Annotated in this window: 20 protein-coding genes and 1 pseudogene; 8 read left to right on the forward strand and 13 right to left on the reverse strand. The window is 44.3% G+C overall.

Annotated features, from left to right (window positions below):
• The first annotated feature begins 98 nt into the window (after positions 1-98).
• Positions 99-1,175, forward strand: coding sequence for a hypothetical protein (locus tag GVY04_14860; protein NBD17365.1), 1,077 nt, complete (start codon positions 99-101; stop codon positions 1,173-1,175).
• 12 nt (positions 1,176-1,187) lie between these two features.
• Positions 1,188-2,723 (forward strand): hypothetical protein, encoded by a 1,536-nt coding sequence (locus GVY04_14865; GenBank protein ID NBD17366.1) that lies wholly within the window; start codon positions 1,188-1,190, stop codon positions 2,721-2,723.
• Here GVY04_14865 and GVY04_14870 read toward each other — a convergent pair.
• On the reverse strand, positions 2,720-4,315 hold the full coding sequence (locus tag GVY04_14870) for a hypothetical protein (GenBank protein ID NBD17367.1): 1,596 nt from the start codon (positions 4,313-4,315) through the stop codon (positions 2,720-2,722). The two genes, GVY04_14865 and GVY04_14870, sit on opposite strands and share 4 nt — an antisense overlap.
• A 9-nt stretch (positions 4,316-4,324) precedes the next feature.
• Positions 4,325-5,740: a coenzyme F420 hydrogenase gene (locus tag GVY04_14875; protein NBD17368.1), complete on the reverse strand. Its 1,416-nt coding sequence runs from the start codon at positions 5,738-5,740 to the stop codon at positions 4,325-4,327.
• 283 nt (positions 5,741-6,023) lie between these two features.
• Between GVY04_14875 and GVY04_14880 the strand changes: the two genes are divergently transcribed.
• From GVY04_14880 to GVY04_14890, 3 genes are all read left to right on the forward strand, one after another.
• Positions 6,024-6,950 (forward strand): flippase-like domain-containing protein, encoded by a 927-nt coding sequence (locus GVY04_14880; GenBank protein NBD17369.1) that lies wholly within the window; start codon positions 6,024-6,026, stop codon positions 6,948-6,950.
• A gap of 301 nt (positions 6,951-7,251) precedes the next feature.
• Positions 7,252-7,665, forward strand: a complete 414-nt coding sequence (locus GVY04_14885) for an NERD domain-containing protein (GenBank protein ID NBD17370.1) — start codon at positions 7,252-7,254, stop codon at positions 7,663-7,665.
• A 75-nt stretch (positions 7,666-7,740) separates the two neighbouring features.
• Positions 7,741-8,703 (forward strand): 5'-nucleotidase, encoded by a 963-nt coding sequence (locus GVY04_14890; GenBank protein NBD17371.1) that lies wholly within the window; start codon positions 7,741-7,743, stop codon positions 8,701-8,703.
• A 98-nt stretch (positions 8,704-8,801) separates the two neighbouring features.
• On the opposite strand, the gene yvcK is transcribed toward GVY04_14890, so the two are convergent.
• Positions 8,802-10,184 (reverse strand): uridine diphosphate-N-acetylglucosamine-binding protein YvcK, encoded by a 1,383-nt coding sequence (gene yvcK, locus GVY04_14895; protein ID NBD17372.1) that lies wholly within the window; start codon positions 10,182-10,184, stop codon positions 8,802-8,804.
• Positions 10,185-10,445: 261 nt separating this feature from the next.
• Between yvcK and GVY04_14900 the strand changes: the two are divergent.
• Positions 10,446-11,606: pseudogene (locus tag GVY04_14900) on the forward strand (transposase).
• A gap of 121 nt (positions 11,607-11,727) precedes the next feature.
• On the opposite strand, the gene fetB reads toward GVY04_14900, so the two are convergent.
• From fetB to GVY04_14925, 5 genes are all read right to left on the reverse strand, one after another.
• Positions 11,728-12,498 (reverse strand): iron export ABC transporter permease subunit FetB, encoded by a 771-nt coding sequence (gene fetB, locus GVY04_14905; GenBank protein NBD17373.1) that lies wholly within the window; start codon positions 12,496-12,498, stop codon positions 11,728-11,730.
• Positions 12,499-12,707: 209 nt separating this feature from the next.
• Positions 12,708-13,277 (reverse strand): HD domain-containing protein, encoded by a 570-nt coding sequence (locus GVY04_14910; protein ID NBD17374.1) that lies wholly within the window; start codon positions 13,275-13,277, stop codon positions 12,708-12,710.
• Between the two features lie 152 nt (positions 13,278-13,429).
• Entirely contained in the window at positions 13,430-14,083 is a 654-nt protein-coding gene (locus tag GVY04_14915; GenBank protein NBD17375.1) for an EcsC family protein, read from the reverse strand.
• A gap of 109 nt (positions 14,084-14,192) precedes the next feature.
• On the reverse strand, positions 14,193-15,107 hold the full coding sequence (locus GVY04_14920) for a hypothetical protein (GenBank protein NBD17376.1): 915 nt from the start codon (positions 15,105-15,107) through the stop codon (positions 14,193-14,195).
• Between the two features lie 789 nt (positions 15,108-15,896).
• Positions 15,897-16,889, reverse strand: a complete 993-nt coding sequence (locus tag GVY04_14925) for a ribose-phosphate pyrophosphokinase (protein NBD17377.1) — start codon at positions 16,887-16,889, stop codon at positions 15,897-15,899.
• Positions 16,890-17,018: 129 nt separating this feature from the next.
• Between GVY04_14925 and bioD the strand changes: the two genes are divergently transcribed.
• Both bioD and GVY04_14935 read left to right on the forward strand, forming a co-directional pair.
• Positions 17,019-17,696 (forward strand): ATP-dependent dethiobiotin synthetase BioD, encoded by a 678-nt coding sequence (gene bioD, locus GVY04_14930; protein NBD17378.1) that lies wholly within the window; start codon positions 17,019-17,021, stop codon positions 17,694-17,696.
• A gap of 7 nt (positions 17,697-17,703) precedes the next feature.
• Positions 17,704-18,918, forward strand: coding sequence for an amidohydrolase (locus GVY04_14935; GenBank protein ID NBD17379.1), 1,215 nt, complete (start codon positions 17,704-17,706; stop codon positions 18,916-18,918).
• Positions 18,919-18,924: 6 nt separating this feature from the next.
• Here GVY04_14935 and GVY04_14940 read toward each other — a convergent pair whose 3' ends face one another.
• From GVY04_14940 to GVY04_14960, 5 genes are all read right to left on the reverse strand, one after another.
• The gene (locus GVY04_14940; GenBank protein NBD17380.1) at positions 18,925-19,920 is read right to left on the reverse strand and encodes an aspartate carbamoyltransferase catalytic subunit; all 996 of its coding nucleotides are present in this window, start codon (positions 19,918-19,920) and stop codon (positions 18,925-18,927) included.
• Positions 19,917-20,936, reverse strand: a complete 1,020-nt coding sequence (gene rlmN, locus GVY04_14945) for a 23S rRNA (adenine(2503)-C(2))-methyltransferase RlmN (protein NBD17381.1) — start codon at positions 20,934-20,936, stop codon at positions 19,917-19,919. The genes GVY04_14940 and rlmN overlap by 4 nt, the downstream gene beginning before the upstream one ends.
• 162 nt (positions 20,937-21,098) lie before the next feature.
• Complete coding sequence (locus GVY04_14950; GenBank protein ID NBD17382.1) at positions 21,099-21,302, reverse strand: photosystem I reaction center subunit XII; 204 nt, start codon at positions 21,300-21,302, stop codon at positions 21,099-21,101.
• A gap of 199 nt (positions 21,303-21,501) precedes the next feature.
• Positions 21,502-21,987 carry an allophycocyanin subunit beta gene (gene apcB / locus GVY04_14955; GenBank protein NBD17383.1) on the reverse strand — a complete coding sequence of 162 codons (486 nt, stop codon included), beginning with the start codon at positions 21,985-21,987 and terminating at the stop codon, positions 21,502-21,504.
• A gap of 78 nt (positions 21,988-22,065) precedes the next feature.
• Complete coding sequence (locus GVY04_14960; protein NBD17384.1) at positions 22,066-22,551, reverse strand: allophycocyanin; 486 nt, start codon at positions 22,549-22,551, stop codon at positions 22,066-22,068.
• Positions 22,552-22,681: the final 130 nt, after the last annotated feature.

The raw sequence follows: 22,681 nt of genomic DNA on the forward strand, positions 1-22,681 counted from the left end.
CTAGCAACCCTAAACAACTTTCGTTGTTTGAGTGGATAGGAGGTCAGGTAACTGATTTCCCAGAATCCCCCACTATAGCGTCAGCTTAGTGGGGGAGTATGTCAATTCTGCTCTTAGTATCCCACCGTGCCACCCTTGTTAATCGAATTCAAATTCTCTTACTGGCACTGATCGGAAGTGTTGCCATTTGGTTTTCCCATCCGTCTATCTTCGTCCTCTCCGGTGTGGAACTGAGCTCTTTTATAATCGTACCTGCCTCTCGTCGTTGGCAATGGCTGAGGCGGCGTTTACCGGTTTATTTCAGTTGGCTCACGAGTTTTATTTTACTCTATTGGTTCACGATTCGCCCGACGCTTGAAAATGAAGTTCTCACTTCTTCGTTTGCCGGTCGATATCCCCAGTCTTGGTTCGATCTCCTTTGGTTATTAGATGCTTTGGGTCGATTTTTCTATAGACCTTTAGGCTTCCTAGGAATAACCGATGGCGTTGCGATTTTAGCGTTTATGATTGGCTGTGTCGTTCTCTATCGCCAAAACCGGACTTATTTACTAACCTTAATTTCTCCCTTCTTCACAACCTTAATCGCTACTTATTTGCACAAATATCCGTTTCGAGAACGGCTCATTTTATTTTTGGCTCCTTTCGCGATTTTAATGATTGCAGAAGGAATAAGTTGGACCATCAAATCCGGTTTAATGCGCATTCGCCACTTCAGTATTCTGGGGGTCTCTCTGCTGGCTATATTATTAATTCCACCCGCGCTCGCTGCCAGTGAAGTTTTTATTCAACCCAACCATGTTGCAGAAATTAGACCCATCCTGCAATACATTCAAACTCATAAGGAACCAGGAGATAGTTTGTACATTTACCCGTCTGGTGCTAATCCATTTCGCTATTATGCCGATCAATACAACTTATCGCCACAAGATTACGTTTTTGGTCAGTTTGATATCAAGAAAGCGGGGAGAGAAAAACTCAAACAAAACAATTTAAGGGAATTAAAATTGGAAATCAACCAACTCCAAGCCAAACGAATTTGGTTGGTTTTATCTGATGTTTCTGAACTCGAAGAAGAAACAATTTTCTCTCACCTCAATCAGGTTAGTCAGCGAATTGACTGCTATCGGCAGCCTGGTGCTGTCACTTGTTTGTATAAACGACCAACTCAATTATAATGACGATTTATCATGAGAGAAATTCAAAAATATGGGTTAGAAATTTTATTAATAACTGTTATTATTTTAGGACTATTTTTCCGATTTGCAAATTTAGGTGAAAAAGTTTATTGGCACGATGAAACGCTTACTTCATTACGAATATTTGGCTATACGAAAACTGAACTAGTTGAGGAGGCCTTTACCGGACAAATAATGACTGTTGACGAGTTACTTCAGTATCAACGTCCTAGTCCGGAAAAAGATCTTGGGGACACGTTCAATGCTTTGATGGGGAATGCAGAACATCCACCTCTTTATTACTTACTGGCTAGGTTGTGGGCGTCCTGGTTTGGACCTTCAGCAGCAGCCATGCGAGCGCTACCAGCCATCATTAGCTTATTAGCCATTCCGGCAATTTATTGGCTGTGTTGGGAACTCTTTCGATCACCGCTGGTTGGGGGAATCGCTATTCTTTTAATTGCTGTTTCTCCCTTTCACGTTCTTTACGCGCAAGAAGCCCGAGAATATAGTTTATGGACAACTGTGATTCTCTTTTCTAGTGCCTCCTTACTCAGAGCAATCCGATTCAATAATAAGCTGAATTGGAGCATTTATGGTGTAACTGTTGCTTTGGGTCTTTATTCTCACTTAATTGCGATTTTAGTCAGTGTCGCTCACGGAATCTACGTTTTTGCCGAGCGAAACGCTGACAAAGGTAAAATTCTCATTAATTATTTGCTGGCTTCTTTAGGTGGAATTCTTGCTTTTTTGCCTTGGCTATGGATCGTGATTAGCAATTTAACGGAAATTCATGAAACAATTGAAGGGTCGAGAGAACCTTTATCTCTTTCTACTTTAATTGATAAATGGTTTCTCAATTTTAACCGCATTTTTTTGGATGTAGAAATAGGTGGATATAATATTATTTGGGTTGTACTCTCTCTTTATGCCCTTTATTTTCTAACCCGGAAAACGCCGCAAAAAGTTTGGTCATTTGTTCTGATTTTAATTGGTGTAACCGCACTAACCCTAGTTATACCGGATGTCCTTTTTGCCGGACGAAGATCGACCATCATGCGCTACTTGGCCCCTTGTTGTATTGGTATTCAAATTGCGGTTGCCTACCTCAGCGCCCACTTATTAAGTTCTCTCAAACCGCGACAACAAACAATAGGGAAAGGATTAACGGCAATTGTCGTATCTGCCGGGATTATCGGGTGTGGCATTAGTGCTCAAGCTGATGTATGGTGGACAAAAAGTGTTTCGAGAAGTGGGGCTTACCGACCTGTTGCTGAAATTCTTGAACAAAGTGACCGCTCTCTGTTAATTAGTCATGCCGGACAAGCGATTGGGACTCTCGCCATCAGTCATGAACTTGATCCAGACCTTCATCTTGAACTGCTGCCCAAGGATCAACTGCCAGCGATTCCAAACTCTTTTAAAAATGTTTTTATCCTGCGCTCATCTGACGACCTTGTCGAACCTTTACAAGCTGAGAGCAACTATCAGTTTGAACCGGTTTACCGGCACAGAGACGAAGTTTACTTATGGAAATTAAAGAATTAATCAGGGTCTTTATTGCTTTGCCAGCGCGATCGAATTATTAACTCATCTCCTGAAACAGATCTCTCAACCTCAGGTATGGAGTCCAACCATTCCTCGATGCTAAAACTGTCAGCACTAGCAACATGGCGCAGGTTTTGTCGTGGACTTACCATAATCTCCTCGCTTTTTACGCCCTTGATCGCGTCTTCGATCAAAATGCCTTCTTCATCAATTTTGACGACCCTTTTAAAACTTGCACCATTTCCCCCTTGGGGTTGAAAAATTAACGCTCGCTTCAACAGAGGAATTAACCTCTCTCTCAAAACCCAAGCAAACACTCTTAAAATTGCATGGGTATAAGGCTTGGGAACCTGAAACTTACCCTGTTGCAATCGTCCCTCAATCGTGATTAATCCGTCCTGATTCTCGACTTGCCAGCGCGTGTCGTGCCAGTTACTCGTCCAAATTTTACCCGATTGCCACACTCGCCAACCGTAATCGGCTAAGACAGGTAAAGACTGGCGATGAATCCGCACTAATCCTCCCTTTTTTGTCCCGACACAAGCACTCCAATCTCCTTCTTCTGAGTGATAGATCCAAAATCCGCACCCAGGAAGCCAGGTTGATCCCTTGCCTTGAAAAGGTTTCGGCGGAAGCATCTCCCCAAGATGGGGTAAACAGCGCACAACGCTGGCAAAAATATAGTGGCAATGATAACGATCATCTGTTGCCCGTAAAAAGTGACGGGGTGCATCGAGTTTCTCGAATAAATTACTCAACAGCCAAGCCGAATGGGGATTTCTCGACCCCGCTTTGGCGAGTCCATAAGGAACTATATAATCGGTGTTACGACTATTCAAGGTCCAAGGGAAATGGCCATCAGCCCCAGTTACGGTGAGGAGAAAGTCAATCGCTTGATCGGTTGCCGTCAGCGCCCGCGAGTCTCCTGTTGCTTCGTAATAGTCTGCCAGTGCATCTAAAGTAACTGTTAAATAACCAAAATCAGCGCCTCCGTATTCTTCAAACCATCCTTCCTCGTGTTGGGAGGCAAATAAGTGATCGGCAAGGAATTCAATTTGAGATCGTTCTTGAGAAATCAGGTCTAATTTCACCGCAAAAGCTAATCCTGCCAATCCTGCTGCTTGTTGATTGCTCGCGCGAGTTTCCACTCGTCGGGCAAGTGCTTCTGCCAAACGTTGCAAGGGGTCACGATTCACCGCTGGTAGCAAGTGAGACGCCTGATTTTGCCAGTCATAGAGTACGCGACACGCAGCATAGAGTCCAAACGCTGCTGCCGGATAACTGGCCTCAAAGGGATAATATTCGTCTACCCTCCCCTGACGATCTATCTGTCGCCCTAAAGCATTAACGGCTGCCACGCACCAGGATTCGATGATTGCTTGAGGCGCTTCCCAGGCGAGGATGCCTTTGCGAACCGCTTCAAGGGTAAAAATGCCTTGCTGCAAAATTGAGGAGGAAAAATCACGAATTTTATAGTGCCAGTAATTGCGATCAAAACAGCCGAACGTTGGCGAGTCGCGATCGCGATCCATTTGCGTCAGCACCCGTGGCAGTTGATCATTCGCATAACGATGAAGTTTCTCGCGTATCATTGTTTCCTCTCAGCTAAGGGGGTGGGAGGGATCGCTAAGCTTTTGATTTTGAATTTCACTAAAGCGGTCTTTTTCTCCTGTCACGACAAACTCAGTTTCACTCAACCCTTTTCGTTTCGTCGGTTTCGAGAGTGATTTCCAACTTTTACGCAGGAAATTAAAGGCGGGTCCCACGAATGAGAGGGGAAGTTTGGTGACCAACCAGCGGGCGAGGGGCAATTTTCCAATTGCGAAAGATCCACTAATGATCACTTCTACAAACTGTCGCATCGGAGAGATGAATGCGGGTCGATAACCGAATTCAGGAATTGGTTTTCCTTGCATTTGTTGCCACTGCAAGCGAATAAATGCCCCCCGTTTTTTAAAGTCAAGCATATGACCGTGCATTCCCAAAGCCTGGTCAAGGCTGATTCCTTCTAATGCCAACACTTGCGAGTCTTTCATTTCCTGTAACAAGTCTTCTGCTTGTTGGGTTCGGGCAACAATAATTGAATGTCCGCCGCCGGCTGCTTCAAATTGGGGCGACCAGGCATCCCCTACCGATAAATCAGTTAATTCGTTGGTAAAATCAGGTGTGATCTGACAGTTCCGCGAGATATAAAACGGAATCAAATAATTATAGTAAAACTTCTTGGCACGAAACACTTGACCTTCTGCGGTTTCCACCTGCAAATAACCGGGCCATTCGCCAGCACGCCACTGTAGCTTTTTGATCGCAACGCGATCGCTGACGCCTCGCGATCGTAAAAATGCCCGCACTGCCCCTAAATACATATTGGTTCCAGTGTAAGGACCCGCAACAAAGACGACTTTCTGGGCAGCAGTCTGTCCTGCTACTTGCAACATTCGTAATGTCGCGACTTGTTCCGGTAAGCCAACAAATGCCAAACGACCATCAAATGCTGCCATTTCTGGGAGAATCGTCAACATCGGAGTGACCGCATAAACACTTTGTGCAGCAGCGAGGATTTCTTCTGCAGTTGTTGCGATAATAGGAGTCGCCCGCTCAGGCGTTGGACTACCTTGTTTTAAGACCACTGCCCCATCAATCCGTCCTGTTTCCAACAAATAAATTAATGTCCGACTAATGACTCCTCCGGAAGCACCGCGACGGCGAATGTCCGGTTGACTCGCAAAACCTGTCCATAATCGACGATAGGGACCAATTAACCAATTGTCTGGCTCTTGATTGAATGTGCGATAAAGTTCTGGATAAGGGACACCACGACCGGAACACACTGCCCATGCAAGCTTCAAACTTTGATCAATCTTTTCACTTGTAAAAGGTTCGACTGTTTGAGGTAAAGGACCCTTTTCCGTTTCTTGAAAGGTAAGTAAATCGGGATTTAGACCAACACAAGCACCACAATGGGTGCAATTTCCGGGCTCAATGATTTCTTGTTGAAAGTGCTGCCAATAACTCATAAAATTGTTCCGATCAATAATGGAGTGGCGCGCCTTTGAGGCTCTTGATTAGAGGTGTTTATTAATATAACAGAATCTTGAACACCTAACTGATATTACAGCAAGGAGTAATGAAAGCAAGCCTAAATTTTTTTCAAAGATATGGATCAACTTTAGTCTCCCTGAAAAGATCACATTCCTTAAATGATTAACTACTGATCTGGGTTAAACTTTATTGAAAAAGGAAACAATCGAACAAGGGAGAGAATTTACCAATCGACTATCACTATTAAAAGGAAATTATATGAAAAAACTGCTCTCGGTTGCTGTTAGTTTCATTATTCTGGTTCTTCTCTACATCAAAATTGATTTTACTGCTTTATTAGCTGTTTTTGAAAGGAGTCATCGCAGTTGGATGATTATCGGGTTAGGTTTGGTAATTCCGATTACAATGTTAACCGCTTGGCGACTGCAACAACTCACTCCTAAAAAAGCAAAACTTACCGTTGGTGAGGGCAATCGGTTGATTCTAGCAGCCAGTGTTTTAAATATGGTTTTACCCTCAAAAATGGGGGATATTGCAAAAGCTTATTTTATCCAAAAGCGCGGATCATTAGAGGGGTCTTTAGCTTTTTCGTTAGTCATATTTGAAAAAACTTGTGATTTATTATCACTTTTGTTTTGGTGTGGCTTTGGTTTGTTCTTATATCCCGATAAGGGAGGCTTGTTTTGGGTAATGACAGTAGTAATTAGCAGCGGTTTACTTTTAGGAATTCTCCTTTTATCCTCCCGGTACTTTGCAAACAGTTGCTTTACTTTTGGACGACGATTAGCACCGAAAACAGTGAAGGGAAAAATAAAAAATTTACAAACTTCATGGGGAGAAATGCACGATTATTTTTGGCGCGATCGCGCCCAGCTTCTTCTGATCACAAGTACATCAATTTTTCTGTGGTTTTTACATCTTTTTCAAATCTGGTTGTTTATTTTGGCACTAAAAGCATGGACCCCATTTTTAGCCAACTTAGCCCTAGCCCCCCTTGCAATTTTAGCGGGATTACTCCCCTTAACCTTTGCCGGCATTGGCACGCGTGATGCTGCTTTAGTCTTTTTCTATAACAGCTACCTTGATGCTCCAACTGCTGCTGCTCTTGGCTTGTTGTGTACTTCTCGTTATTTTATTCCTGCTGTTGCCGGTTTACCCTTTATGGGAAAATATCTGGCTAGATAACGGCTTGGCTTTGGATATTATCTTGAATACTACTATATCGTGATCCTTAAGCCGGGTAAGCACAACGATAAGCCTTGGCTAAAAAGATAAAAATCACAAATATACCATGACATTATAGAATATAGAGGAGACGGCATAGCTTAAGCATAAGTTTTGGAAGATTTTGCTGAACTTACTGCAGAGGAGAACAAAGCTTATTTTGTCTCTTGACACTAATTGTAAAAAAAATCTGAATTTATCCAGACTTTGGGGTTTGTTAATACAAATGATTCAGTGATTTAGGAATACAGGGAGAATAGATATGCTTCTTAAAGAGAAAGATTCTATACAAAAGGATATAGAGCAGTTAGAGAATATCCAACAATTACCAAGTTTACCGAAAGAGAAACTTTTCAAGGTCAAAAAAGAACTGAAGCTTTTAAAGTCTGGTAATAAAGGAGAACAAGATTCAGCATATTTTATTGACTTCTATTACAAAGTTTCACCCAATTGGGTAGTTATTCATGATTTTAGAATAGATTGTAACGGATATATTGCTCAAATCGATCATTTGCTCATTAATCGGCTTCTTGATGTTTATGTTTTAGAAACGAAACATTACGCTCATGGAATTAAAGTAACTGAGCGGGGAGAATTTTTAGTTTGGTTTAAAAATAAAAGCCGTTTTCAAGGTAAAGCTTACTGTTATGGCTGCCAAGAATTACAAAGGCTCTAGTTATTTTTTTTTCAGTAATTGAATTCATATTTTTTAGGTTCATTAGTTAATAGTTATTTCTCTAAGGACAATTGCATGGCTTTTGATTTATCAAAGACATTAGTTGTTGGCATTTCTGCAACGGCATTGTTTGACCTTAGTGCTGAAGATGCACTCTTTCAAAAACAGTTTGCGACAGACCGTGAAAATGCAATGTCAATTTACCGACAAACGATGCAGGAAAAAGAGAATGATCCACTTGAACCCGGAACGGGTTATCATCTGGTAGAGGCATTACTGAAACTGAATCGCTTTCAAGATCCAGAACAGCCCCCCTTAGTCGAAGTTGTGGTGATGTCTCGCAATAGCCCAGAAACGGGATTGCGCGTCCTTAATAATATCCGTAGTAGAAAATTGCCGATCACCCGCTTTGCTTTTACAGCAGGTGAACCAGTTGTAGACTATTTTGATGCCTTCGATGTTGATCTTTTCTTAAGCACAAGTGTCCAAGATGTGCAAACTGTCATTGACTCACGATCTTGTGCTGCTGCCGTTCTGACGTCTCCACCGGTTAAACCGGAGCACATGACAACCGATCAAGTCCGCATCGCGTTTGATGGTGATGCCGTATTGTTCTCAGACAGTAGTGAATTGGTTTATAAAACGAAAGGGCTTGAGGAATTTCAGCAAGTTGAGGATTTGCAACAAGATACACCACTCGAAGAAGGTCCCTATGCCGCTTTATTAGTGAAACTGAGTCGACTTCAAGATAGATTACCAGGTATGGTTGATTTTTCGCCGATTCGGATTGCTTTAGTGACCGCCCGGAGTCGCCCGGCTGAAATGCGAGTGATTAAAACCCTTCGACACTGGGGAGTCTATGTAGATGAAGCTTTCTTTCTAGGGGGGGTGGAAAAAACAAAAGTCTTGCAGGCGTTTAAGCCGCATATCTACTTTGACGATCAAGATGTCCACTTAGAAGCGGCATCGAAGCATGTCCCATCTGGAAAAGTTCCCTATTACTCTTCTTCAGAACTCAGTGAACAAAGAGAGGAATGAAAATCTCTTCTTTTTGAAAACTTCTCATTTTCCCAATTGCAATTGTCAACAAGACGTATTGAGACTGAACCAAGTGATTTAGTACCATTTCTTTTCAATCAGCGGCTCGTGCGACTGTACCAACGCATAATTACTTTTCCCAAGCGGCGCGGATCGTGGCGAACATGACCGCGAGTGGGGTCTTCAAACATAATATTAGCGAGTACCAAACGACGGTTAAGGCGGGCAATTTCTTCTCGATCTACATAGACGGGATGTGAATTTTCGGCAGCGTAACGTTGCAAACTTTCTGGGCTAGGAGAACGACTGTGGGCTAAAACTGCATCAAACAGGGGGGATTGTGAAACTTGATCTAAAGCCTGAATATGGTTAGAAACAGTATAAGCATCGGTTTCCCCTGGTTGCGTCATAATATTGCAGATGTAGAGACGAGGTACTTGACTCCTCAATAGGGCATCCCGAATTTCTGGGACGAGTAAGTTAGGAATAATACTTGTGTAAAGACTACCAGGTCCAATGAGAATGAGATCTGCCTCTTCAATTGCAGTAACCACTGCTGGGAGGGCAGGTGGATTTTCTGGATGACAGCCCAGATGGAGAATTTTTCCCCCTGCCTCGGAAATTTGAGATTCCCCTTCAATGATTCGTCCATCTTGCATTTCTGCCCATAAACTCACATCCGCGAGAGTCGCGGGTAAGACGCGCCCTCGCACGGCTAGCACTTTGGAACTCGCCGCGATCGCGGCTTCTAAATCTCCGGTAATATTATTCATCGCAGACAAAAACAAATTGCCAAAGCTGTGTCCGCTTAAGCCTTCTCCCGTATTAAATCGATATTGAAATAACTCGGTTAGCAGTTTTTCTTCATCTGCTAAGGCAGCGAGACAGTTGCGAATATCTCCAGGAGGTAGCATCCCCTGTTCCCGACGGAGTCTGCCGGAAGACCCGCCATCATCAGCAACGGTGACAACAGCAGTAATATTAGCACTATAGGCTTTAATCCCCCGTAACAGTGTGGAAAGACCCGTTCCGCCGCCAATTGCAACAATTTTGGGACCTTTGACGAGTCGGCGGTGGGTGGTGAGGACATCAATCAGTTCTTTGTCTTGATCCGGGTTGAGAACTTCAGTAATCGAACCAACCGTGCGGGTTTGCCCCCAGAAAATGAGAAATAAACCCAGCGCGATCGCGAGAGGACCAGAAATATAACTGGGCATAATATCGGCAATGGCTTCGAGAATACCAGAGGTCAACTCGATCAGATAAAAAATCGGCGTTAAATTTGCCCAAATAGCCAGCCCGACACTGGTTAATAACACTCCCAATACACTAATAAACAACCAGCGTTTGATAAAAATCCCAGGTGCTAACCACATAAACCAGCGATTGCGGCGACGGGTTGCACCATCAATGCTATTCCGTTTTCGATGCGGTTTACCTTTTAACTGACGGCGCATTCGCCTAATTAAGCCATCTGCCATACGCAGTTCCTCATCGGGATGTGAAAGGGGAAAGAGTGCCTTTAAATCACACTTTAGCCCAAGAAAAACAATAACAAAAACAATTTAACAGGAAAAATAAGGAATTTATCGAAATCGCCTTATCTCCCTGCTCTTTAGAGCAGGGAGATAAGGCGAGCTAAGCGAAGGGTTCAATGCCCTGAGCTTAGCCAACTTTACAATCAACTTTGTTAAATTGTAAAAAAATGCTAAACTTAAATCATTGTTCCAGCAAACGGTCGAATGCTGAATTTAACTTACAACTACAAAATCATTCCAACTAAAGAGCAAATAGACAAGATTGAACACAACTTAGCTGTTTGCAAATCGGTTTGGAATTATGCCTTAGCTGAAAGAAAGCTCTGGTCTAACAGCCGTAGTTGCCCAGTTAATGCGTGTTCGATCAAGTCTGAATCTATTGTTCAACCGTTTGAATATCCGACCTACCACACTCAATCAGCTAACCTAACCAAAGCAAAAAAGACTAACGAGTTTCTTAAATCTGGCAATGCTCAAGCGATGCAACAGACGTTAAGGAAACTTGACCGCACTTTTAATGACATGAAAGCAAAAGGGTGTGGTTTCCCTCGCTTTAAGAAGCGAATGAAATCTTTTAACCTGATTAGCAACAAGATTGAGGTCAATAGTAATAAAATTAAGATGCCCTTGCTCAAACAAGTGAGGTTCGTTAAATCTCGGAAGATTCCAAACGGGTTCAAAATTAAGCAAGTTCAAATAATTAAGAAAGCGTCTGGCTACTACGCTAACTTGGCTCTTGAACTTGATGTAAACATTCCCACTCCTCAGCCTCATGGTCACGCCATCGGGATTGATGTTGGGATACAGAGTATGCTAGCTACTTCTGACGGCTTAACGGTAAAGCGACCAGCATTTCTCGATAACGTTCTACGCCAGATTAAATTACTGCAAAGAAGATTACGTAACAAGAAACGCGGTTCTAATAAGTACCTTAAGCTACAAAGAAGAATTGCTTTGCTGCATGAAAAAGTAGCTAACAAGCGTAAAGATTACCACTTCAAACTGGCTCATCAACTTTGTTCGCAAGTTGGAATGATATTCGTTGAAGAGATCAATTTCACAGCTTGGAGTAAAGGAATGTTCAGCAAGCAGTCTCTTGATATGGGATTAGGTCAGTTCATCACAACCCTAGAGTATGTTTGCTCCCAAAGCGATACGTACTTCGCCAAAGTAAACAAGGACTATACGTCTCAGGTTTGTCCTAATTGCGGAGTACATACAGGTAAGAAAGATTTAAATCAGCGTCTTCATGTCTGTTCAGAGTGTGGATATGAGCAAGATAGAGATGTAGCAGCAGCAGAAGTGGTAATGAAACGCGGATTAACTGCGGTCGGTGCGCCCGTGGTCAAACAGCCCAGTCATGGCAAGGGGCTGTGGGCGGAATTCAGTTCCGCCCTTTATAAGCCCCGTCGGTCTGTTGGGGGCAACTACGGTTGTCTAGATAAGAGTCTAAATGGGAATCCCCTCGCCTTCAGGCAGGGGAGGTTCAAAACCGCAGTTGCGCTTCTGGAGTAAAAAATTGACGATAAATGCCGCTGGTGACCAAGGAGGCAGTTACAAGATTAGCCAGTGCCAGGCTAAACAGGACTAAAATTTGATAAGAGATGGCGTTTAAGGGACTGACCCCTCCCAAAAGTTGACCGGTTAGAATTCCTGGTAAAGTGACAATCCCAACTAATGCCATTTGATTGAGATTGGGTAAAATTCCAGCACGAATCGCTTGACGGCGATATAGCGCGATCGCGCGTTGCGGAGATGCCCCTAAACATAAATGGGTTTCAATTTCTCCCCGATTGCTTTCAATGGCGTTGACTAACCGTTCTCCGGCGATGGTTCCGCCATTAACAGCATTGCCAATAATAATTCCAGCTAGCGGTATCCAATATTGCGGGTCATACCACGTTGACGGTTGGACAATAAAGAGCATGATATATCCCAGCGTGAGCGCAGTTGTTAACAGTAAACTTCCTCCCACTAGCCAAAATAAACGGGACAGTTTTTGAGAAATGCGATTTTGCGCAACCGTCGTTGCAACCGTAATCATTACTAGTAAAACCCCAAAAACCCCCCAAACCGTTTCCAGAGTGAAAATTAACTCTAGAATATACCCCACGGCAACTAACTGTAAAAATGCGCGTCCTGCACTCAGAAACAGTTGTCCTTCTAGTCCTAGCTGTTGCCAACGGGATAAAGCAAGTGCGACCACAATCAGAACTAGGGTCAGAATTAAATCAACGGTGTCTAACTCAATTAGCATTCTTTGTGATCACTCATGGGGTCAGGTGTCGCAGCTAAGAAAATTCGAGAATTGGGTGGAGCTTTCCTTCCTCAGTGTAGATTGTAGCGATCGTATTAATTATATTTATTTTATGTCGCGATCGCGCGAATTAGCAGTGGAATTGGGCTCTTTTTGAAGCGATCGTTTCCTTAAAACCTAAAATACTTTTTAATTAACCATGACTGAGCTTAAGTATCCGCAATGGTTTCCAATTGACGTACAACCTCTGTTAATTCCTCAATAATGGGGGTCAATTTTCGTTGGCGAAAGGCATTCACTGAACTGCGATAGTACCAAAGCGTAACCTTTTTCCCAGCGCGAAAGCGATTCCAGATATCTTCGCCAAGGGTTTGATAATCTCTGAGGATAGAACGCGCATTATGAATTTTATCCGCAGCAGAGATCAAGGCAACTTCATCAGACATCTTCGGGATATGGGCAAGATAGGCTTCCTTGCGTTCTTGCCAAGGGGGTTTTGGCGTCTGATCAGACTCTGTGCAGGCATCAACAAGAGTGGTGACTCTCTGGCCAAAGTGCAAGCGAATTTTTTCTCGGGTGGCAGCGCCCCCCTGATCTTCGATCGCATCATGAAGCAGTGCCGCGATCGCGCAATCTTCATCTCCCCCATATTCAAGAACTAAACTACATACCGTCAAAAGATGGGAAATATAAGGGGTATGAGACCCTTTGCGTTTTTGGGTCACATGAAGATCATTGGCAAAGGTCAGGGCTTGACTAAAGCGAGGAGAAAGTTTCATTCGGGTAATAACCATTATTAATACTATTTCTGAAAACGATTGCTACAAATTGAACCACAGAGTCACAGAGAACACAGAGAATGGAAGCACTGGGACTGTCACTTCCAATCTGAGAGATGGTATAAGCTATTTTCTTTATAGATTAAACCTGATCAAGCGTTACTTGAACGGTTGACTGCATCTATTGCTTGCTGTTTCGCTTCATAAAAGGAACAGGCAACTTGACCCATCCCATATAACATTGCTGCATTACCGGTGCTTCCGGTAACCGTACCAACAACCGGTATGAACTCAACGACGCTGAGTCCCGCTTTCATCACTCCCGAACCCCCCGTTGATAAACCCCAGATTGCCAATACTTCACCCCGTCGGGCAGGTTCTGTCACTGAAAAGCCATAGATCGCTGCAATTCGATAAATCATCTCTGCTTGTAGTGCCATAATTGCTCCCAAGTCAATGGTTAACAACATGAGAGCAAGCGGTGGCACAAAATTAGTCGCTAAACCAATGCCAGCCGCTTTCCAGGCTGTATCTGTAATCACTCGCTGTGCCAATGTCTGAATACTGTCCTGTGGATAAGTACGACGTAGAGACTCAACTTCCTGCTCTACCGTCTCAAGATCCACTTGTCCCAGTGCTGCCATCAGCCAACTCAAACCAGGGGCTTTAGTCGCAAATTGCGTGAAGGGATGGGTAGCGATGGGCGTGACAGATTCTCCAAGCTTTTCTGTACTTTGCTCAATCAAGTCATATAAAATGTCAGTCATCTCTGTCACCGTTGAAATCTCTTTCATCCTATCTATCATTATCTGCGATATGTGAAAGTTCTACCTACCAATGCATAAAAAGTACCATTCATTATCCATAACCCTCTTTATTTATTTGTTTGGAAAAAAATCTTGGTTCTCTGGTTACTCAACCCTTATCAAATTGATAGGAATTGCTTTCAGGAGTGGACTGTGAGTTAGAAGCTTCATCAAGAGTTGAGCGATAAAGCGTGACATAACGGGAATAAAGCTGCATCGAGTCGTTCATTTCCTGAGCGGAATTAGCCTGTCGCTTGGATGGCATTTGGCTCACTTGCTCACGAGCAGTAAGAACCCGCAGATAAGGCAAGTCTTCCAGCAAAGTTAGGCTAGTAGCCAACTCTAATAGAAAACGCAGCAACGGTTTGGGTAAAGAGAGATTACTATAAATATCAACGTAGAGCCTATGTTCTTTTTGACCGAGCGGTAGGACATTAAAGATGACATTGATGGTTTTTTCATCCCGGACGGGCACTTGCAGTTCGACCGTGAAAGGGGTGTGTAGGGTTAATTCAACTTCAACTGTATCTTGTCGCCACAGACGCAAAATATTGAACGGAGAATCCAACGTGGTCTGGAACCGTAACGTTCCGCCAGTTGCCGTCGGCTGAAAGTCTTCTACTCCGAGAACCTTAAGATTGCTCAGACTAAAACTATGAATTGTTTCCAGATGCTTTAAATTGAGTAAATGATAAATTTGGCATAAGTAGGGAAAAGGCAACACATATTCCCGTCCAATCAAATGATAGGGTTGCAGTTCCATCATGCGAGCATCAAGCCGGCTCAGATGGTCAGCTCGATGGATAGAAGGAGACACGTTATGACCTTGAAACGCAACACCTTGGTCACTTCGCACATTACTATCCGGCTTCAGATATAACCAACCGCCAAATAGAACGATGACTGTGAAAAACTGGGTAATGCTTGTGGGCGTTGTCATCCCTGGAGCTAAAAGATTATATCCTAGATCGATTGCACCAAATAGCCATGGCAAAATTCCGAGTAGCCAGACCGCATTTTTCAAAATTACTTTGTACAGTAAATATTTTGGAATTGATTTACCAGAAGATGCATTATTAGAGTTCCCTGGCTGGATCGAATTAATTTGCATATGGGGTCAGGGAGTAACTACAAAAATTGATATTTGTCAACTAGTGTTTCAATATCTTATAAAAAACTTAACATAAATATACTTGCTTGTGTCTCTCTTGTTGTTATCGCTGATACATAAACTAATCTATCGAAAGAACGACTTTTGACTGGGTTAGACCAAATCGTTCCTTAGTTTGGAAATGATCATCCACAAATTCTGTTATTTCATGGCATGGTGAGGGTACAGAATCCATGCTCACCCAAGATCCGCTCCGTTATAGTGACGGTAGGAGCGAAGACGGGTGGACGGGGATTAACTTTCAGGTTGATCCACGTAAGAGTTGGAAGCAAAAATTTTCCACTAGAGCATCAGCTCAGTGGGAGAAGTTTAATACTGATTATTATTCTCGAGGTGGGTTCAGTAAGAGTAATCCAAGAAAATGATCATCCAGTAGCTATAGGCTGCTTAGGGAAATTTCAAGACATTATGGATGGTTTATTTGTTGCAGCACTCTAAAACTAGAGCGTATTTTTCCTAATCAACCAAGTTTTAACTTGAATTTTGTTAAATTTCCGTTAAGCAAACAATGTTCAAGGCAGCAAGAAAAAGATAGACCAAGTCCCCTCTAGGGGACTACTCAGTGTTAGACCGGTTTGTCTTGCAACTTCTGTTTGAGGCCTAAATCCCACGAACTTCTAGCCGTGGGAGTGGCTCAATCCTCTAGCGAAACATACTACTGACAGAGCTTTCTTCATGAATTCGGGAAATGGCTTCACCAATTAAATTAGCCACTGACAAGACAGTTAGCTGTTCAATTTCTTGGTAGCCGGGAACCGGAATGGTATTGCTCACGATTACTTCTTCAAAAGCACCGCCAAATAAACGCTCTCGGGCTGGTCCCGATAATACAGGATGGGTCGCACAAGCATAAATCTGCTTAGCGCCCTCTTTACGCAACAAACGGGAGCCTTCCAGCATCGTGCCAGCTGTATCTATCATATCATCCACCATTACAGCTGTTTTTCCTTTTACATCCCCAATTAAATTCAGGACTTCGGCTTCATTATGACCATGACGACGCTTATCAATAATCGCAAGGGGGGCATCATCTAATTTTTTCGCAAACGCTCTAGCACGGGCAACGCCTCCTACATCAGGAGAGACAACGACCAGATCAGAAAGCTGCTTGCTGGCAATATATTGAATTAATACAGGAGAACCATAGACGTGATCTAGAGGAATATCAAAATATCCCTGAATTTGCGCTGAATGTAAGTCCATGGCAAGCACTCGGCTGGCACCAGCTTCGGTAATTAAATTTGCCACGAGTTTGGCAGTAATTGATTCCCGTCCCGCTGTTTTGCGATCAGCGCGAGCATAGCTATAGTAAGGGATGACTGCTGTAATTTGACGAGCAGACGCACGACGGCAAGCGTCGATCATAATTAACAATTCCATCAAGTTGTCATTCACGGGATAACAACAAGGCTGGATCAAATAAACGTCGCAACCACGAATCGACTCCTGAATTTGAACATAAAGTTCACCGTCAGCAAACCGTTTTCTCACCATGGGTCCCAATTCTAGCCCTAGATAAGTGGCTACTTCTTGGGCAAGGGGCTCATTAGCTGAGCCCGAAAAGAGGCGTAAACGGTTTTGATCAGGAAGTTGGCTCAATGGGGGTTGAAGCGTTAAAGTAGCAGAATGGCTCACGGGCTTTCTCTTTAACCTCGATTCTTTGCAATCATATCATCCTCAGAGTAGGATGATGTTTCTCTAAAATTTAAGATGCTATTTTCTGTTTAGAAATCAGGATCAAAATTGTTAGTTCAATTTTAAACAATGAAAACACTTTTAATCACTGGGACGGATACAGAAATCGGGAAAACAGTTGTTATGGTTAGCTTAATTGCCTACTGGCAAAAATATCGCTCCCTAGAACAACTGGGGGTCATGAAACTGATCCAAACCGGCAGTCCGGGAGATAGTTGTCTCTATGAACAGTTATTCCCGTTGAATCAACCGCCAGAGTTGATCAATCCCGTCTCTTACCCGTCTCCGATCGCGCCTCCTTTAGCAGCAAAACAAGCAGGTCAGCCAGTCGATCTTACTACAGTTTGGCAAGCGCTGACTAGTTTAAGATCAAAACGAGAGTTTGTTTTACTAGAAGCGCTAGGGGGCTTAGGGTCGCCAATGAGTTGGGAAATGACCGTTGCTGATGTCGCTGCAGCTTGGCAATTACCAGTGGTGATCGTCGTTCCGGTCAAGCTCGGCGCGATCGCGCAAACGGTCGCCAATGTTGCCCTAGCCCGTCAATATCAACTTGATGTGAAGGGATTGATTTTTAACTGTCTTAGCGCCGAAGCAGAAGCCAAACAAGAACAATGGACGCCTCATGATTTGATCACTAACCTTTGTCCGGTTCCGATCCTAGGAACAATTCCTTATTTATCGAATCCCAACGACCTCGAAAAATTAGCACACGTTGCGTCAAACTTAGAATTAGAACATCTTTGGTAATTGTCTTATGACTGTATCTCCCGCTCAGCCCATTAACATCGAGCAAATTCGTCCTGAAATTCAAGCGTTGCAAACGGATCTTGTGCAATGGCGACGGGGCTTTCACCAACGCCCAGAACTAGCATTTACCGAAAAGCTAACGTCAGACTTCGTCATTAGAAAGCTGCAAGAATGGGGCATTCCCCATCAAACTAAAATTGCCGAAACCGGTGTTGTGGCTCTGATCGAAGGCGGAACCCCCGGGAAAGTACTAGGCATTCGGGCGGATCTGGATGCCCTCCCGGTGCAAGAAGAAAATGATGTCCCCTATCGCTCGCAACATGACGGGATTATGCACGCCTGTGGCCATGATGGACATACCGCGATCGCGCTGGGAACCGCTTATTATCTCTGGCAACATCGTCAAGACATCACGGGTACGGTCAAAATCATCTTCCAACCGGCAGAAGAAGGACCGGGTGGGGCAAAACCGATGATTGAAGCGGGGGTCTTAAAAAACCCGGATGTGGATGCCATGATTGGCTTACACCTCTGGAATAATCTGCCCTTGGGAACGATTGGGGTCAAAGATGGCGCGCTGATGGCGGCAGTAGAATTATTCAAATGTCATATTCAGGGCAAAGGCGGACATGGGGCAATGCCGCATCAAACCATTGATGCAGTCGTTCTCAGTGCGCAAATTGTCAATGCCTTACAAACCATTGTTGCTCGCAATATTGACCCCACCCAGTCGGCGGTGGTTACGGTCGGCGAACTGAAAGCGGGTTCAGCGATGAACGTCATTGCTGATCGTGCCTATCTTTCTGGAACCGTGCGTTATTTTAATACCGACCTCGAAAATTACATGGGTCAGCGTGTGGAAGCGATTATTGCTGGGATTTGCCAAAGCCACGGCGCAAGCTATGACCTCAACTACTGGCGAATGTATCCACCAGTGATTAATGATGCGCGGGTGACAGATTTAGTGCGGTCTGTCGCGCAAACCGTTGTAGAAACGCCCACGGGCGTTGTTCCCGAATGTCAGACTATGGGCAGTGAAGATATGTCCTTTTTCCTGGAACAAGTCCCCGGATGTTACTTTTTCCTCGGTTCGGCGAACCCGGAACTGAGATTGAACTATCCCCATCATCATCCACGGTTTGATTTTGATGAAACCGCTTTAGGGATGGGGGTAGAAATGTTCGTGCGCTGTGTAGAACAACTGCCCTCTTTAACCGTTTGAGAAGGATTAATTGGATGTGCCAATGAGGTATAACAGCGCCATCCGGACAGCCACACCACTGGTGACTTGTTGAGAAATTAGGCTTAATTCGGGGTCATCCATGAGATCGGAACTGATTTCTACGCCCCGATTCACGGGTCCAGGATGGAGAATTTTGACATGAGGATGGGCTAACTGAGCGCGATCGCGCGTAATTCCAAATCGTTGATGATATTCCCGTAAACTGGGCAATAAATGCTCGGTCATCCGCTCTTTCTGCAAGCGTAAGGTCATAATAAAATCGGCGTCAACTAAAGCGGGTTCAATATTCCAATGACAGACCAAGCGGTCTGAATCAGACGCTCTTAAAAAATCTTGAAATTCTCTGGGCAGTAACGTCGGTGGGGCAGCTAAATGAACGGTTGCGCCCATCGCGGCTAAACTATAGATATTAGACCGCGCCACTCGAGAGTGTAAGATATCGCCGACAATGGCAATTTTTTTCCCTGCGAGAAACTGGCGGGGAGAATTTTGAGATCGCAACTGATACAGGGTAAATAAATCTAACAAGGCTTGCGAGGGATGTTCATGCTGTCCATCCCCAGCATTCAGAATACTGACATTACTCTCTAAGCGATCCATTTCCGCGGCAATGATATGGGGAACACCCGCTTGGCGATGACGAATCACCATAATATTGGCCCCCATTGCCATATAGGTTTTTGCCGTATCTAAAATCGTTTCTCCTTTCGTCAGAGAAGAGGCACTCCCACTGAAGTTGAGGGTATCAGCAGATAAGCGTTTAGCTGCCAGTTCAAAACTGCTACGGGTGCGCGTTGACGGTTCAAAAAACAAATGGGCAACCACTTGTCCTTGTAAAGCGGGAACTTTCTTCGTGCGCCGGGATAACACTTCCCGAAAACTATCTGCGGTTTCCAGGAGGGTTTCATACTCCTCTGGTGTAAAGCTTTCCAAAGAAAGGATATGACGTTTCGTCCAAGTCGTTGTGGTTTCAGTGGTCATTGTGTCTGATTTGCCCGTAGTTGACCGCACGCCGCATCCGCCTCTAACCCGCGGGAGTAGCGAACGCTAACGGCAATCTTAGCGTCTTCAAGCACAGATTGAAAGGCTTGGATCCGCTTTTTGTTGGGGCGTTGATAATCCACTTCACTAATTGGGTTATAGGGAATCAGATTCACGTGCGTTTGAAAGCCTCTCAGGAGTTGCGCTAGTTCATTGGCGTGGTCTGGGGTATCGTTAACGCCAGCTAAAAGGATATATTCAAAGGTAACCCGGCGGCGCGTCCGTTGGACATACTCTCGGCAGTCGGCAATTAATTGGGAAAGGAGATAGCCGCCACCACTGGGAATGAGTTGTTCTCGTAACGCTTGATTAGACGCATGAAGACTAATGGCAAGGGTAATTTGTAACTGTTCTGCGGCTAAGCGAGGAATCTGTTGAGGAATCCCGACGGTAGAAACCGTTAGACACCGTTGTCCAATGCCCACATCTTGATTTAAGGATTTCACTGCTGTCACTACGGCTTCTCGGTTTAAAAGGGGTTCTCCCATTCCCATGAATACCACATGACTCACCCGTTGCTCAAAATCTTCTGCTACTGTAAGCACTTGATCCACAATTTCGTGGGCCTCCAGGTTGCGGGTAAAACCGCCTTTTCCGGTGGCACAAAAGTCGCACGCCATGGGGCAACCGACTTGGGAAGAAACACAAACGGTTAAGCGTTTTGCCGTAGGAATGCCAACGGTTTCAATGACTTCCCCGTCAACCAGACGAAGCAAATATTTCCGAGTCTCATCCGGGGCGATGCTACGGTGGGCAATGGTCGAGCGTCCAATCGGTTGCGCTTGCAAGTCTTCCCGCCACTGTTTCGGAAATACCGTAATTTCGTGCAGCGATCGCGCCCCTTTTTGATACAACCACTGATGCAATTGCTTGCCTCGATAGGCGGGTTGTCCTTGTTCTTGCACCCAATCCGTTAACTCTGCTAGAGATTTTCCTAATAATGCCGATTCACTCAATCCTTTCCTCCTTGCTGGCAATCAGGGTCACTGCTTCTATCTTAAATGTCACGAAAGGACTTCCGTTATCGCCGCTTGGCTCAAAAGGTAGAAAAGGGGTTATTTCAGTTCATGCCTCGCAAAGCCCTCAACCAATGAGGGCTTAGACAGACCTATCCAAATTTACATTAAACCGGTATTGGTACCTGGCTTGCCAGTGGCAAGTTGGACTTTGACAATTTTCCCACCCATTTTCATAATGCGCTGTTGCTCAGTAAACCAGTTATCGTAAGGAACGAGCTTGGTAAAGTAAGTATTTTGTAGTTCGCGTTGAGTCCGAATGCGAGTTTGACTGGGAACGCAAGCGGTCACCTTAAACATTCTCATGGGTTATAAACTCCTTGGGCAATATCTAAAATTATGATTCCTTTAAACACACTTAGTTCGGGAGTAAGCCAGTCAATACTAGATCATTAAAACCTATCCCCTGTTTTGATAGTTAGATAAGTCTTGAACCCCCTAGCACTCACTCGCCACTACCCGAACTGAAGTTATCATGGGTTTAGCTTCTCAGGCAATTTTTGAGTTAGCTTAAGCCAGAGCAAATGTAGTCGAAGTACACGCCCATTTCTTTACCAGCATCAGGACCGACAAGACCTGCCGTCACTTCTTTCATCGCTTGAATCGCTTGGACAGTAGCGTTAATGGGAACCCCTAGGGAATTATAGGTTTCTTTTAAGCCATTGAGAACACGCTCATCAAGAATGGAAGGATCACCGGCGAGCATCGCGTAGGTGGAGTAACGAAGATAGTAGTCTAAGTCGCGGATGCAAGCAGCATAACGACGGGTGGTGTACATATTACCGCCAGGACGGGTAATATCAGAATACAGTAAGGATTTTGCCACTGCTTCTTTGACAATGTTAGCTGCGTTAGCGCTGATGACATTGGCGGCACGCACGCGTAGTTGACCAGTTTGGAAATAGCCTTTCAGCTTTTCCATTGCTGCATCATCAAGGTATTTTCCTTGTACGTCAGCCGAGTTAATAACGGAGGTAATTGCGTCTTGCATCGTTATTTTCCTTTCCTAAGTTCAGTTTATAGATTGTGTCTAATTAACAAGTCAAGTGTGGGACATCACTAAAGAGGCTTATTGCATTGCGCCAATTACATAGTTGAAGTAAGATCCTGCTTCCGCTGCATCTTCAGCAGACATCATTGAGCAAGCAATATCTTTCATGGAACGTACACTTTCTGCCACGGCATTGATCGGAGTGCCAAGAGAATTGTACATTTCGCGAACACCCACTAAACCGATTTCTTCAATAGGAGTGACATCCCCTGCAACAACTCCATAGGTGACGAGGCGAAGATAGTAATCCATGTCGCGTAAGCAGGTTGCTGTCATTTCTTCGCCATAAGCGTTGCCACCGGGAGACACAACATCAGGACGCTTTTGGAAGAGTTGGTCGCCAGCTTGCTTAACAATACGCTCACGAGCACTGGTAAGGGTTTGAGCAATACGGAGACGTTGTTCGCCACCTTCGACGAAGGCTTTAATACGGTCTAATTCGCCGGGGCTGAGGTAACGAGCTTCAGCATCAGCGTTCACGATGGATTTCGTGACAATACTCATGTTTTAGAATCCTCCAACGGATAAGTTTATTATCGAATTTGGTTCAGGCTGATCTTTACCAGTTCCCATGCTGGATACAGTATCAGCAAACGGGATAGCTTAGTTATCTTAACAACCTTCTCCGATTTAT

Source organism: Cyanobacteria bacterium GSL.Bin1, from assembly GCA_009909085.1.
Classification (GTDB): domain Bacteria; phylum Cyanobacteriota; class Cyanobacteriia; order Cyanobacteriales; family Rubidibacteraceae; genus Halothece.